This window comes from Bacteroides sp. 2_2_4 (assembly GCF_000157055.1).
Classification (GTDB): domain Bacteria; phylum Bacteroidota; class Bacteroidia; order Bacteroidales; family Bacteroidaceae; genus Bacteroides; species Bacteroides ovatus.
Window position 1 is genome coordinate 92145 of record NZ_EQ973369.1, and the last position, 15517, is coordinate 107661.

Sequence of the window (15517 nt, forward strand, 5' to 3'; positions counted from 1 at the left end):
TGATTTATTTTTTTCCTTTTGTTTTTTTCTTATTCTCTTTTTTCATGCGTTCCCACACTTCTTTGAGAGTTCTTTCGTCTTCTTCTCTGTGTTCGGGACTGTTCAACAGATCCAGGATCATGTCTTCTTCCAGTGGATGTTCACATTCCTTGTTATATTTAAAGAAGTTGTCGATTTCACCGTGCATGAGGCAAAGAACACTCAATTTCTCCGTCACATCTTCGTATTTCGGATTTATCTGGTACACTTTTTCAAAGTATTCTTTCGCTTCGATCAGATAGTCACTTTCCGAATAAGCAGAGGCAATCATATACCACATTTCTATGTTCGGATTGATCTCTATCGCTTTTTCGAAAGAGATGGCAGCTTCGTCTTCTAGTTCCTCTGCCAGGTATAGTTTTCCTTCTGTCAGATAAATCAATCCCTCGTTCGGGTTTATCTCTTTGGCTTTCTCGCATAACTCATGCGCCTCTTTATACCTTTCCAGGTGAGAGAGGGCGAATGCTTTGCTGGTATAGGTGTCTATCAATAAAATAGACTGCTTGTCTCCGTCTTCTTCAAAACGTTCGATCACTTTGTCGTAATAGTCATCGGCTTTTTGCCATTCTTCTTTATTACCGTAGGATATTCCCATAAACATGTAACCCAGTTCGGGGGGAATGGCTTTGAGCTCAATCGCCTTTTGGTAATTCTCGATGGCATCATCCGAATTGTTCAGATAGAAGAAACAATGTGCCTTGTAGGCATAAGCTTCCCCGTACTGATCGTCGGCTGCCAATGCGAAATCACAGGCTTCGATGGCTTTGTCTATTTGTTCCTGGACAAAGTAACATTTCACCAGTCCCATCCAGTAGGAAGGGTTGAATGGAGATTTGTCAATGAGTTTATTGTAATAGATGATGGCTGATTCTACCTGATGGGTCGATGCCAGATAATCGGCTGTGAGAGCCATGTATTCTTCATCTTCGGTATAACGGGATTTACCTCTGTCGAGCCATTCTTTGGCTGCGTCCGGGTATCCCATGTCCAGATAGAGAAATACAACATCAATGATTGTTTCCAGCTCGTCGGCATCCGCTATTGTGCTTAACAGCCATTGAGCTTCCTCCAGTTTTCCTCCATTCAGCAATAGTTCGGCTTTCAGCAGTTTCACTTCGGAATCAAATTCTTCGGTAATCGAATCCGCTACTTTTTTTGCTTTTTGCAGCTTTTGGGTATCCAGGTAAAGATATGCTTGTTCTATAAGCAAATCTGTGTTTCCCGGATGTATTTTAAGTCCATAAGTGATTACTTCTTGTGCTTCTTCAAATTTTCGTTCGGAGGCATACCAGTCGGCGATGTCGGCCAATTGGTCAGCATCCAGATAAAGTTGTCGGTTTTCTGCTTTTGCTTCTTCGTAGTTTGTGATTAGTGTGACTAGTTCCTTTTTTGCTGATGGCGAATTTTTTCTACCCATTTTACTTTTAGATTTTTAATTGCTAAGATGGGGCTGTTGCAAAAGTTCAGATGATGATCCTTTTGACACAGCCCCATTGTAAAGTTAAGCTTGAAAGCTTAGTTATTTATTAATCTTACCCCATGTGTCTTTCAACCCTACTGTACGGTTGAAGATTAGTTTATCCGAGGTTGATTCTTTGTCAATATTAAAGTAACCGATCCGTTGGAACTGCAGATAGGAGAGTGGAGGCAGGGTAGCTGCGAACTTCTCTATGTAGCAGTTGGGCAGAACTTTCAATGAATCCGGATTAATGATTTCTTTCATGGCTTCCAGTGCTTCGCATTTTTTTGCTTCGCGGATGGCGGCCAGTTCGTCACGTGGATTTTCCACTTTCCACAAACGGTCGTACAAACGTACTTCTGCTTGCAGGCAGTGGTTGCAGCTTACCCAGTGGAGCGTACCTTTCACCTTGCGGTTCGCATCCGGCATGCCGCTGCGGGTATTTGCGTCATATTCGCAATATACTTCTGTGATAACACCGTTTTCGTCTTTCTTGCAACCGGTACATTTCACGATATAAGCATTTTTGAGACGTACTTCTTGCCCCGGTGTCATGCGGAAATATTTCTTGGGAGCGTCTTCCATGAAGTCTTCGCGCTCCATCCACAATTCGCGGCTGAACTCGATCAGGTGACTTCCTGCTTCCGGATCTTCCGGATTGTTGATTGCTTCCAGTTCTTCAACCTGTCCTTCCGGATAGTTGGTGATAATCAGTTTAACCGGGTTGATTACTGCAGATATACGGGTAGCACGGCTGTTCAAATCATCCCGGACAGAGCTTTCCAACAGGGCGATGTCGTTCAGGGCATCGTAAGTGGTATATCCGATTTTATCGATAAACTTATGAATGGACTCCGGTGAATAACCGCGACGGCGGAAACCGCAGATCGTCGGCATACGAGGGTCGTCCCATCCGTTTACCAATCCTTCTTTCACCAGTGTGAGCAGGTTACGTTTGCTCATCAGGGTGTAACTTAGGTTCAGTTTGTTGAATTCAGTCTGACGGGGACGGTTGTCGTTCAGGTCTTTTCCTTCTTTCAACCAATCGATGAAGAGGTCGTAAAGCGGACGGTGTACCACAAATTCAAGTGTGCACAGAGAATGAGTCACTCCTTCGAAGAAGTCACTCTGTCCGTGGGCGAAGTCATACATCGGATAAGCTTTCCAGGTAGTACCCGTACGGTGGTGCGGGTGTTTCACTACACGGTAAATAATCGGATCGCGGAAGTGCATATTCGGATTAGCCATGTCAATCTTGGCACGGAGCACCATGGCGCCTTCTTCGATCTCGCCGCTATTCATTTTCTTAAAAAGTTCGAGGCTCTCTTCGATAGGACGGTTCCGGTAAGGGCTTTCCACACCCGGTTGGGTAGGAGTACCTTTCTGCTGTGCAATCAGTTCGGAACTCTGTTCGTCGATATATGCTTTTCCCTCCTGAATCAGGCGGATAGCGAAGTCCCATAATTGTTGGAAGTAGTCGGAAGCGTAGTATTCATTTCCCCACTGGTAGCCTAGCCATTGGATATCTTCTTTGATAGCTTCTACATATTCCACATCTTCCTTGGTAGGGTTTGTGTCGTCGAAACGAAGGTTACATACACCGCCGTGTTTTTCTGCGATGCCGAAATCAAGGCAAATAGCTTTGGCATGGCCGATGTGAAGATAGCCGTTGGGCTCGGGCGGGAAACGCGTCTGCACTTTTCCACCATTTTTACCTTCTTTCAAGTCTTTCTCTACTGCCTGTTCAATAAAGTTCAAGCTTTTCTTTTCGCCTGCTTCTTCGTTTTTAATATCTGTCATAACGGTTAATGTTATCTGTATTTAGGCTACAAAAGTAGGACATTTTTTTTATTTAACCGGAATATAACCGCTCTTTTTTATAATGTCCTGTCCGTCGGATGAAAGAATAAACTGAATCAGGGGGCTAACTTGTTCCTTATTTTTTACATTGTAATAGTAGTAAAGCGGCCGGACGATAGGGTAGGTTTTGTTGGTGGCATTCTCTATCGTAGGGGTGGCGTAGTAGCTTCCGTCATAAGACACGGAAAGCGTTTTGACACGGGGAGACACGTAGGCCAGTCCTACATATCCGATGGCTCCTTTGGTCTGGCTGACAGACTGGATAATAGCACCTGTTGCCGGCATGGAAAGGCTGCTTGCCATGTAGTTTTTATTTTTCAGTACGCTCTCTTTGAAAAATTCGTAAGTACCGGACGATGTTTCACGCGAGTAGACTACTATTTTTCGGTTGTCTCCGCCTACCTGTTTCCAGTTGGTTATCTTCCCCCGGAAAATATCCTCCAGTTGTTGGCGGGTCAGCTGTTTCACCGGATTAGAGGGATGCACCACCACGGCGAGGGCGTCGTAGGCAACAATCACTTCGTTTACTTCTTCTCCTGCCGCTTTAATTTTCATCTTCTCGCTGAACTTGATCGGGCGGGAAGCCATTGCAATGTCCGTTGTATTATCCATTAAAGCGGAGATACCCACACCGGTTCCGCCACCGGTTACAGTGACACGGGCATCCGGATGCTGGTTCATAAACCGCTCTGCTGTCTGTTGTGCGACAGGCAGTACCGTGTCGCTACCTTTTATACGTTGTGCGTTGGCACCGAGCGAGAGTAAGGAAAGGGCGATTAATAAGTTTCTTCTCACTTTCATATTTCTTCTTTTTATTGACTTTGCAAATTAAGCAATCGGATATTACATTTCCATTTCATCCGGAATGGAAATGATACTTGTAACACAAACGTAACATGATTGAAACATTTCCTTCAAACGTTAGTCACACCTCCTTAATAAAGAGACGCTTTCTTTGCATCAGAAATCATAGTAGGTATGAAAAAGGTATTTGAAAGGATTATAGAAGGAATGTTGACTTGTAGCGGTTTCGTGACAAGTATTACTATTCTGCTGATTGTGCTCTTCCTTTTCACGGAAGCTTTCGGGTTGTTCAAGAGTAAGGTGATAGAAGAGGGATATGTGTTGGCGCTGAATAAGAGTAACAAAGTTAGTGTGTTGAGCCCTGCACAGATAAAGGATGTTTTTGATGAGGAGATTACAAACTGGAAGGAACTCGGTGGGGAAGATCTCCCTATCCGGGTTTTTCGTTTGGAGGATATAACGCAATATTGTACGGAAGAGGAGTTGGGACCTGCTTATGAATATGCAGGCGACAAGATTACGGAACTGGTAGAGAAAACACCGGGTATCGTAGCTTTTGTTCCGCAGAAGTTTATTGTTCATCCGGACGCGGTGCATTTCATAGAGGATAACACCATTTCCGTGAAAGATGTATTTGCGGGTGCCGAATGGTTTCCTACGGCCACTCCGGCAGCTCAATTCGGCTTCCTGCCGTTGATTACCGGTACGTTGTGGGTGAGTCTGTTCGCCATCCTTTTTGCTTTGCCGTTCGGGCTTTCGGTTTCTATCTATATGTCTGAAGTGGCAAACCCGAAAGTACGGAACTGGCTGAAACCGATTATCGAACTGTTGAGTGGTATTCCTTCCGTGGTTTATGGCTTTTTCGGGTTGATTGTCATCGTTCCGTTGATTCAGAAGTTGTTTAATCTTCCGGTGGGAGAGAGCGGCCTGGCAGGGAGTATCGTACTGGCCATTATGGCATTGCCTACCATCATAACGGTGACGGAAGATGCGATGCGTAACTGTCCGCGTGCAATGCGGGAAGCGAGTCTGGCATTGGGGGCTTCTCAATGGCAGACGATATATAAGGTAGTAATTCCTTATTCTATTTCGGGTATTACATCTGGTGTGGTACTTGGCATCGGACGTGCTATCGGGGAGACGATGGCAGTATTGATGGTGACAGGTAATGCGGCTGTGATTCCGACAACGATCCTTGAGCCTTTGCGTACCATTCCGGCTACGATTGCCGCCGAACTGGGAGAGGCTCCTGCGGGTGGTCCGCACTATCAGGCATTGTTCCTGTTGGGTGTCGTACTGTTCTTCATAACATTGATTATCAACTTTAGTGTGGAATATATTTCTTCTAAAGGATTAAAACGTAGCAAATAAGATGGAAATACGGAGTAATAATAAAGCTAAACACCGTTCGCAGAAACTCGCTTTCGGGATTTTCCGGTTGTTAAGTCTTTGCATTGTACTGATATTGTTTGCGATTCTGGGATTTATCGTTTATAAAGGAATCGGTGCTATCAGTTGGGATTTTATCACTTCGGCTCCTACGGATGGAATGACAGGTGGCGGTATCTGGCCGGCTATTGTCGGTACTTTCTACCTGATGGTGGGAAGTGCGCTATTTGCATTTCCGATAGGGGTGATGAGTGGGATTTATATGAATGAGTATGCGCCGAAAGGCAGGTTGGTACGCTTTATCCGGGTGATGACCAATAACTTGAGCGGTATTCCTTCCATCGTATTCGGATTGTTCGGTATGGCGCTGTTTGTCAATTATATGGGGTTTGGTGATAGTATTCTGGCAGGTTCTTTGACATTAGGTTTGCTTTGCGTACCTTTGGTCATCCGGACAACGGAGGAAGCCTTGAAAGCCATTCCCGACAGTATGCGTGAAGGTAGCCGGGCATTGGGAGCGACGAAGTTGCAGACGATATGGCATGTTATTTTGCCGATGGGTATGCCGAACATTATCACTGGGTTGATTCTCGCCTTGGGACGTGTTTCGGGAGAGACGGCGCCGATTCTGTTTACTTGTGCCGCATATTTCCTGCCGCAACTTCCTACCGGCATTTTGGATCAGTGTATGGCCTTGCCTTATCATTTGTATGTGATTTCCACCAGTGGAACGGATATGGAGGCACAACTGCCGCTGGCTTATGGCACGGCATTGGTATTGATTATGATTATCCTGTTGGTGAATCTGCTGGCTAATGCCTTGAGAAAGTATTTTGAGAAAAGAGTAAAAACGAACTAAATTAGTATATGGATACAGTGAAAATAGATGCGCGTGATGTGAACTTCTGGTATGGGGACTTTCATGCATTGAAGGGCATCAGCATGCAGATTGAGGAAAAATCGGTTGTTGCTTTTATCGGACCGTCCGGTTGTGGCAAATCTACTTTCCTCCGGCTTTTCAACCGGATGAATGATTTGATTCCTGCTACCCGTCTGGAGGGAGAAATCCGTATCGACGGACATAATATCTATGCGAAAGGCGTGGAAGTGGACGAACTCCGCAAGAATGTGGGAATGGTGTTCCAGCGTCCCAATCCTTTCCCGAAAAGCATATTCGAGAATGTGGCTTACGGACTTCGTGTGAACGGAATAAAAGATAATGCTTTCATTCGCCAGCGTGTGGAGGAAACATTGAAAGGAGCGGCTCTTTGGGATGAGGTGAAAGATAAGTTGAAGGAATCGGCTTATGCATTGTCCGGCGGACAGCAGCAGCGTCTTTGTATCGCCCGTGCGATGGCTGTCTCTCCTTCGGTATTGCTGATGGATGAACCTGCGTCTGCGCTCGATCCTATTTCTACGGCGAAAGTGGAGGAGTTGATTCATGAACTGAAGAAGGATTATACGATTGTAATCGTTACGCATAATATGCAGCAGGCGGCCCGTGTCAGTGATAAGACGGCGTTTTTCTATATGGGAGAAATGGTGGAGTTCGATCAGACGAAAAAGATATTCACCAATCCGGAGAAAGAGGCTACCCAGAATTACATAACGGGACGTTTTGGGTAATCCGGGTATCTGGAACCCAATTGATAGAATATTAATCATTTATATATAATAGACTATGGTAAAGTTTATAGAATCGGAACTCATCCTATTGAAGAAGGAAATTGATGAAATGTGGACCTTGGTGTACAACCAGCTTGACCGTGCCGGAGAGGCTGTGTTGACCCTTGACAAGGAGCTGGCTCAACAGGTGATGGTTCGCGAGCGCAGGGTGAATGCTTTTGAATTGAAGATAGATAGTGATGTGGAAGATATTATCGCATTGTATAATCCGGTGGCGATTGATCTTCGTTTTGTGTTGGCTATGTTGAAGATTAACACAAATCTGGAACGTTTGGGTGACTTTGCGGAAGGGATCGCCCGTTTTGTACTTCGTTGCAAAGAACCGGTATTGGATGCGGAGCTGTTGTCTCGTCTTCGCCTGGCAGAGATGCAGGCAGAGGTGTTGTCGATGCTGGAACTGGCAAAACGTGCCTTGAATGAAGAGAGTAATGATTTGGCGGCAGGAGTGTTTGCTAAGGATAATTTGCTAGATGAAATCAATGCGGATGCAACAGGGATTCTTTCAGACTATATTATCGAACATCCGGAAGCTGTACATACTTGCGTAGATTTAGTCAGCGTGTTCCGTAAACTGGAACGTTCGGGAGATCATATTACCAACATTGCCGAGGAGATTGTATTCTTCATTGATGCCAAAGTGTTAAAACATCGTGGAAAAACCGATGAAAATTACCCGGAAAAGTAATTTTCTGCCGATTTTTAAACAGAAATTAGGGCTCCTTAAAAAATTATCTTATATTTGTCTCCTGTAACGGACAAGTTACAGGAGATTTTGCTTCAAATGATAATAAATCCAAAGAATTTTCAAAAAGATGTTATATGACATGTTTTATAATTTGGATAGTATCGGTAAAACCGCCTATATTTGCACCGTTATCCTGAAAACAATCTTTTTACCTTAAAAAAAAACTAATACCTATTGAAAACTGAAAAATGGAGCTTTGTGAAAAGCCCCATTTTTTTTTGCTCTTATTGATGATAGTAAATTGGCGTTCTACAATACTGTAAGAGAGGATTCTTCTTGATATTTTGTTAGCTAAAGCCTTGTAAGCACGAAATTGAAGTACGAGTTTGAATTACGAAATTGAAGCACAGAAATGAATAACAAGGCTCAAACGGGACAGATTTTTTTTTATGAAGTACAGGCTAAGTTTAATTTGAGAGAACCCAAATCAAACAAGCCTACTAATATCTATTTGGTATGCAGGATAGATAGGAAGCAAATAAGACTTTCTACGGGTGTTAAGGTATATCCAGAACATTGGAATGTGAAGAAGCAAGAGGCTTATATCAGTTGTAGGTTAAGTGAACTTGATAATCTCAATAATACTATTGTTAACACGAAAATAATTGAGATTAAAAATCGCTTTCTGCAATATAAGCGTTATCTTTGTGACAATCCCAACGAAATCGGAAATAGTGTTAAGATATTAAAGAAGTTTATATACAAAGATACTATGGAGAAAGAAAAGCAAAATATAAATGCAGTACATTGGTTACGTAATACATTAGCTTTAGATAGAACTATAAAAGATAGTACAAGAGCTGATTATGTGAAACAAATAAAGTTCTTTGAAGCTTTTCTGAATGAAGTAGGTAAATATCCTATTAATTTTAGTGATATAAATTTACCATTGATAAAGGATTATGAATCTTATCTTTTTAATAAGGAAGTTGGTAAAGGTAAAACAACGAAAACTACTACGGTTGGTAATAAGGTAGAGAAGATAATATGTATTCTTAAAAGAGCAGAGCAGCAAGGCATGATTGATATTCACGAATCCAAACTGGACAAGTATAAAAAGCCCCAAAGTAGACAAGGTGATGAAAATGAGATTTATTTAACGGAAGATGAAATAGATAAAATATATGCTTTGCGCTTAACAGGAAGGGAAGAAGAAGTGAGAGATTTGTTTGTATTACAATGTTGGATAGGGCAACGCTTCTCTGATACGCAAGCAATTAATGAGGGGATTATAAAGGAAGCGCCTAATGGTAAAGGGAAAGTAATAGAAATTGTGCAAGAAAAGAAAACGCATAGAGTATCAATTCCTCTTTTACCTGTTGCTATAGATATTCTGAATAAGTATAAAAATGGTTTTCCTATTTATACCAATCAAACAGCTTTGAACTATTTAAAGAACATAGGTGAAAAAGCAGGTATAACAAGATTACATAATGTAACAGAGGATAGGGGAGGAGAAGTTGTTACAACACAAGTGAAAGCATACGAACTAATAGGAACGCATACAGCAAGACGTTCCTTTATCTGTAATATGCTAAAACATGGCTATGATAGTCATATTATAATGAAGATAACAGGACATAATGATGCAAAGTCTTTTAAGAAATATGTAAGATTAACCTCTGAGGATGCCGCTTTACTAATGTTGGAAACAGAATCTACAAAAGTAAGGCAATCTGATAAAGTACCTACTACTATTAGTCAAGAAGGTAACAAAGAAGCCATTAATATTTTAAAACAGTATCAAAATACTATAAATGGTATTACGTTCGATACTCTGTTAGACACTCAATTTTTTGCATCTAAAATCAATAAAGCCAGTGACATGTTTGAACGTATGGGATATGTGAAGAACGGCAAACTATATGATTACAATAGCGAGATAAGTGGTATTGTGAAAGAAATAGAGGCTTATATGCAATCTCCCGCCTCCGGCCTTGAAGTAGCCCATAAATATGTGGAACGGCTGTCTGTTGGTAATCTGTCCAATTTGAGGGACGAGCTTAAGCTGTTAATTGTCAAATGTATAAAGATAGAGGTAAATGTGGAAACTGTCATGCAGATTGTTGATAAGGCTTTCAAAATGGGGATTCTGGATAATGACAGCCTTAATGACATGAAAGAAATTGTAGCGGCAATATTGAAGGCTAAAGACAAGTAAAGTGATTCTGGTACGGAATACTACCCAAACCGCCATATTCTCCCCCAGACAGATACGGCTGTAAGGAGGTATGGTAAAATCTCATTAACTGACGTTAACAGACAATCTATATTTGTACAATAATCCGGACGAAATCAACCATAATGGATTGTAGAATTTGGATATTATCAGTAAAATGGTTTATCTTTGCAGCAGTTAAATGATTAACTCATATTGTTGATGAGTAAGCATTGAACAACCCGCTCTTTGACATCATGTACAATTCGACCCCAGCACCTCGGTGCTTTAAGCTATCACTTTTTGCTTGGAAGTGATAAGCTGTGGCAATTAGTTCATAATTGTTAATATTATTAATTAGGCAATTCTCGGATTGCCGAGTATATATGAAGGTATAAGTAAGTATGCCCGCTCTTATATACCGCTTAATAATTTTAACTATTTAGAATTATGACAAATATTAAGAACCTAGGGAGCGAAGAAGCTCCCAAGTGGTACTTTGTTACCACTATATTAGTAAATGGCGAAGAACTGGAAATCATTCCTGCCTTCACCGACTATTCTCTCAAACATAAAAACTTTGAGAAGGACAAAGTGTTTAAAGCTATAGATAAGAGCAAGCTCCTGCCGACTGTGTTTTGCTTCTGTGATGCAAAACCATTCTATGCAGAGAATGTTCCTCTATACGATTACGTTGGTAATAAAATAAAGAATCTTCCCGATAATGCTCCGGCCGTAATGGTCTATCTGGATAAAGCCGACAATGTTAACTTGCTCGGTTTGACGGATGAGCCACTACAAGCTGAATTAGTGGAATGTGATAGCGTTGCTGACGCTTATCACAGAGTAGCAACAACTGCATATCTCTCCCAATGTCCTTCAAAGGATGAGTGGATAGGATATGCCGGAATTGTAACAGGAGATGAATTATTTCTGAATATCCGCAAGTTCGGCATAATGTACTCTATGTCCGGTACTGCCGTACAGGGATATTTTGGTATAAGCACTACTGTTTCTTTATTACAAAGCAAAGCCCTTGCTATGAGTTCTTCTCTTTTTAAAGAAGAATATAGAACTTATGCGCAGGCAGAGCAATTGATGAAGGCAACAGTACAAGCCTTTGGCGTGAAAGCTGCAAAACAAACCAGATATATTAAGGCCATTAATTATTGCATCTCGCAATATGACTTTGATACAGTCTGTAATGTGTTAAACAGCATTGAAGCAACAGAGAAGTTGCGGATTGAAGCAGCTAAGTGTGAAGATAAAATTAGCTGTATTCAGCGACTAATCATCGAGCGAGTTATTAAGATGCGTAACGCTCAACAGCAATAAGAATAACCGGATTGTACATGATACATAAAAATAAGAGGCTGTCTCAAATTGATTTTGAGTTCAGCCTCTTTCTGTTTGTTTACAATATTCCTCGAATCTCAAAGCCATTCTTCCGGCCGTTGGCGGTCGGTATCTTGACAGGATGAATCTCAAAGAATTCATTGAGGTCGGCCGCTTTCGGTGACTTGTCAACGCCTAACCTGTCATATACAACACGTAAGGTTTGCTGAATATCAGCAGTTAATATCCTGTCTCCGATGTGAATAGTGCCGTGTAATTCATGACGAATCTTATTTTTGGTTTTCATGATATGGATTTCATTGAGCAGTTTCTTCTCCTTATAATTCAGAGCTTTAATCCTGTCAACGCCCAAAGCCTCATAATAATACCTCAATTCTGGATATTTGCTTTCCAGTGTTGACATTGCGAGATTGACAATCAGCCCTTGCTTGGCACGATATTCACAGTATGCCTGCATCATGTCTACAAATGGCTCCTTTTTGATTAGATGTTTCAACTGTTCTTGGTAAACGGCATAAGTTTGATTCTCACTGACATCGAAACTACTATCTTGGAGCAGTTTCTTTACAATTACCCCATTCTGATAATTGAACTTCTGGACATCAAAACAGTATTGCTCATTTACATAGGCTAAACGGTTGAAAACAAATTCTCCTTTCTGTTCATCGTACATTGTATATGAATCCTGATATTTTACATTGTCGGGGATTCTCCTAAAATCCTTGATACGTTTGGCTCTCAATGCTTCACCGGCATTGTTGTTGTCTCTAATCTCGTCAAGTGTCACATTGACCTTCCGGCACAGATGCTCATTGAATGCCTCTTGCTCTACCTCCTCTGCATTGACATTGTAAATGAAGGTGAGGAACTGCCTGAAGGGGTTGCATGCCAGACGCTGCCTGCCTGCAATCTGTACCAGTTCCGTTGCTATATCAACCGCAGTGTTCGGACGATTGCAATCACTAATGACAAAAGTTGCGGCATTGGTAGAGTAGAAATCACAGCCCGCATAAGCGGTGGAAGTACAGAAGGTGAATTTCTTGTGCGTCTCCCCTTTCAAGGGAATTCTCCCTCTTTTGAATCCTTCCCCAATCCTTGCAATCTGTCTGTCGTTATCGTCAGAATTACCTACAATGATATTTACTTCTTCCGGATTGAGTTCTGTTTGTTTAATAATATTCACAATATTATTTACACTATTGAGAAATATAACACATTCTTTGGAGTAAATCCTTTCCCCATTAACATACACAGAAGGATAATTGCCATTCTGATAGTAGCGAACTATTTCCAATGCTGCATTGATAGGATTCTTTGTGCGCTCTCGATATACTCTGACAATATCCTTTTCTTCCCAGTCAAGCTGATAGTAATTCATATCCTTGAAGTGGTCAATCTGTTCCAGATATTTGTCAAGAATTGGAGTTGCCGATAAGAATGTAACATACGGAAACGACCTTGAATTATCCAAAAAGTGCAACTCAATTTCAGACTTGAAACTACTATCTGCCAACAGGCATTGGAATTCATCCACTACTACACGCCAATCTGATTTATATTTAATACAGCCAATCAATTTATACACGGAATCGTAGGAGACCAGAATCTTGGGAAGCTCCGCAGTCTGCAAATATGCCTCAATCTCTTTGGTGTCTACTCCGCCAATTACAAGCAAGGTATCAGGGTATTGTTCATGTTTGTTTTTCAACAGTTCATTGCGAGGGCTGCATATAATAGTTTTATGTTCATCTGTCAATGCGACTGTAGTTGCTCCACAGCCGGGTATCTCTTTATTCAAAATGCCATTAGGAAGTTCAAACGGTTTCCCGAATTCTTCTATGAACTTCTCCCGTTCGGTTAAATACTTGATATTTGCCGGAATTTTAATCATTTCTTTCTTCATGAGTTAAGTTAAAAGTTAATTTGACTGGAATAATCTAATCTAGTGTTGTCCACTTTATAGAGAATTTTTATCTTTAGTATAAGGGAGTCATGGTAGAAATATTGGACAGTCACAAGAATAATAAAACCTGATACGCATCAGGTCGAATTATACCCGTTTAGGGTATCTCTAACATGGAATCGGAATAATTTTGAGGATTATATTTGGGGTGTTTCCCATTGTCCTGATATTGCAAAGGTAATTAATATTCCGACAGTAAAATCATGAATTGTGGACAATCTGCAAACTTTATACTGATACTGGCATAAGTCCGTCATTCTATAGGGGAGTATATCCTAAAGACCAATAATGGCATTTGAGAGTGATATATATTACTGGAAAAGTTCCTTTTGATACCCAACCCAAAAATATAGGTACTTAAAATTCATACCCCCGACCCTTTTCTTGAGGAAGTGTTTCTATTTGGAGTTTATACAGCTATAGAGTGAAATATTTAATTTGTCAGTGAGCGCATCAGATGTATATCGTGCATAACCCCCTTCTGTTACCCCAAATACCCCTCACCAATCATTAGGAAAAAGAAAGGATAACATGAATCACTATTCAGCCCACAAACCTTTTGAACTTCTGAAATATGCGGACTTATCAACGATTTGTATATGTCTACATATAAAGATGCACAAAAAGAAGTGGAATGAATAGTACTTCATGTCAAGCCCTCATTTTGTCCTTAAATACACTATTTACTAATCTATTATTATGCGTATGGAGAATTTAAAGATTTTATTGACGTTTGGAATAATTCTAATTGTGCCAGTAGTCTTAGTGCCACAGTTCTTTATTGGATTATTAATACTGATTGTGGCTTGCTTAGCTTTCAGACAGAGGAATTTCTAATATTAACTTAATAAATTACAGATTATGGAATCAACATTACAGATTATGCCAGTACAAAGGACTAGTAGAAACTTTGGTGAATATGCAGAAGAAGCAGTAATAATTGAAGAGCCTGTTGTTAAATCAAGTGTATCTTTCTTAGATGCTAACACAAATCCCGTTACATTGGAAGAATTGACAACTCAATGCGTTGTACCTACATGGGCAAACCAAGAGTTGACAATCGCACATCAAGATTTTATATCATGTGTGCATGATGCAGCCAGTTCTTTTTATGCAGGGGAGACAGTAAATGCGCCTGATATTCGTTGCAGCCATATTGTACGTGGCAGAACTCCTCAAAGTTTGGGCAAGAAAGCCTCTGAACTGTTGGAATGTGAGAAAACACAATTCTATCAAAGACTTGCTTTTGCCTTTACTATTCCAACTATTTATGAGACAGTAAATGGGCAAAAGCTTGAATTGTGCGTGGGTGGAGTAAGGAATTATTCAGACTTAAACCTCTATCGTTCAACAAAAGGTTTGGAGAAATTCTCTTGCTTTATTGGGTGGCGTGTTCGCATTTGTAGCAATCAGGTACTCACAGGAGAAGGAGTTAAGTTCTCTATGGAAGTTTCAAATATTGGTGAACTCTATAGAAATGTGCTTGACTTGTTTAACAATTTCAATCCTGCCAAAGAAATCCATTTGATGCAAACTTTATCCAACACTTCACTTAGTGAGTCACAGTTCGCACAAATCATTGGGCGTTGTCGTTGCTATCAAGCATTGCCAATTGGTTATCAGAAATCAATACCTAAACTATTGATAACTGACAGCCAGATAAACAGTGTTTGCCGTGACTTCTATCACAACGAAGCGTTTGGAATGAAAGATAATGCTATTTCTCTTTTCGATTTTCACAATTTGCTCACCCAATCCAACAAAAATAGTTACGTGGACACTTATTTGCAACGGGCAGTTAATGCAACGGAAATCAGTGTTGGAATTAACAACGTTTTACGTGGAATAGATGACAAATATCAGTGGTTTCTTAGTTAGTGGTATTTGAGAATATACAGGATTGTCAAATACTCAATATCTGAAACTATGAGGAGTTTGTTTTATCTACTTGCTGTGATTGCTACGTTCTTTGTCAGTGTGCTATTATATCCAGTTATGATAATTGGATATATTCTATTGATTGGCTATTGTCTTACTAAGAGATGATAGTACTACTGA

At 40.8% G+C, this 15517-nt stretch carries 11 protein-coding genes; 7 read left to right on the forward strand and 4 right to left on the reverse strand.

The features are described 5' to 3' along the window. Nucleotides 1–4 precede the first annotated feature (4 nt). From BSCG_RS04040 to BSCG_RS04030, 3 genes are all read right to left on the reverse strand, one after another. Complete coding sequence (locus BSCG_RS04040) at nucleotides 5–1456, reverse strand: tetratricopeptide repeat protein (protein ID WP_004296653.1); 1452 nt, start codon at nucleotides 1454–1456, stop codon at nucleotides 5–7. Between the two features lie 102 nt (nucleotides 1457–1558). After that, complete coding sequence (locus BSCG_RS04035) at nucleotides 1559–3298, reverse strand: glutamine--tRNA ligase/YqeY domain fusion protein (protein WP_004296654.1); 1740 nt, start codon at nucleotides 3296–3298, stop codon at nucleotides 1559–1561. Between the two features lie 48 nt (nucleotides 3299–3346). Further along, a complete protein-coding gene (locus BSCG_RS04030) occupies nucleotides 3347–4159 on the reverse strand; it encodes a PstS family phosphate ABC transporter substrate-binding protein (RefSeq protein ID WP_008777192.1) in 813 nt (270 codons plus the stop codon). Nucleotides 4160–4336: 177 nt separating this feature from the next. Between BSCG_RS04030 and pstC the strand changes: the two genes are divergently transcribed. The 6 genes from pstC to BSCG_RS04000 all read left to right on the forward strand — a co-directional run bounded on the left by pstC (nucleotide 4337) and on the right by BSCG_RS04000 (nucleotide 11475). Continuing rightward, a complete protein-coding gene (gene pstC / locus BSCG_RS04025) occupies nucleotides 4337–5533 on the forward strand; it encodes a phosphate ABC transporter permease subunit PstC (RefSeq protein ID WP_004303879.1) in 1197 nt (398 codons plus the stop codon). Nucleotide 5534: 1 nt separating this feature from the next. Then, entirely contained in the window at nucleotides 5535–6410 is an 876-nt protein-coding gene (gene pstA, locus BSCG_RS04020; RefSeq protein ID WP_004303878.1) for a phosphate ABC transporter permease PstA, read from the forward strand. Nucleotides 6411–6418: 8 nt separating this feature from the next. Then, complete coding sequence (gene pstB / locus BSCG_RS04015) at nucleotides 6419–7177, forward strand: phosphate ABC transporter ATP-binding protein PstB (protein WP_004296658.1); 759 nt, start codon at nucleotides 6419–6421, stop codon at nucleotides 7175–7177. Nucleotides 7178–7232: 55 nt separating this feature from the next. Then, complete coding sequence (gene phoU / locus BSCG_RS04010) at nucleotides 7233–7922, forward strand: phosphate signaling complex protein PhoU (protein WP_004296659.1); 690 nt, start codon at nucleotides 7233–7235, stop codon at nucleotides 7920–7922. Nucleotides 7923–8334: 412 nt separating this feature from the next. Next, entirely contained in the window at nucleotides 8335–10143 is a 1809-nt protein-coding gene (locus BSCG_RS04005) for a site-specific integrase (protein ID WP_004321178.1), read from the forward strand. 447 nt (nucleotides 10144–10590) lie between these two features. Then, a complete protein-coding gene (locus BSCG_RS04000; RefSeq protein ID WP_004321177.1) occupies nucleotides 10591–11475 on the forward strand; it encodes a hypothetical protein in 885 nt (294 codons plus the stop codon). 79 nt (nucleotides 11476–11554) lie between these two features. Here BSCG_RS04000 and BSCG_RS03995 read toward each other — a convergent pair whose 3' ends face one another. Next, nucleotides 11555–13399 (reverse strand): DEAD/DEAH box helicase family protein, encoded by a 1845-nt coding sequence (locus BSCG_RS03995; RefSeq protein WP_004321176.1) that lies wholly within the window; start codon nucleotides 13397–13399, stop codon nucleotides 11555–11557. 921 nt (nucleotides 13400–14320) lie between these two features. Here BSCG_RS03995 and BSCG_RS03990 point away from each other — a divergent pair. Then, nucleotides 14321–15337 carry a DUF3871 family protein gene (locus tag BSCG_RS03990; protein ID WP_004321175.1) on the forward strand — a complete coding sequence of 339 codons (1017 nt, stop codon included), beginning with the start codon at nucleotides 14321–14323 and terminating at the stop codon, nucleotides 15335–15337. Nucleotides 15338–15517: the final 180 nt, after the last annotated feature.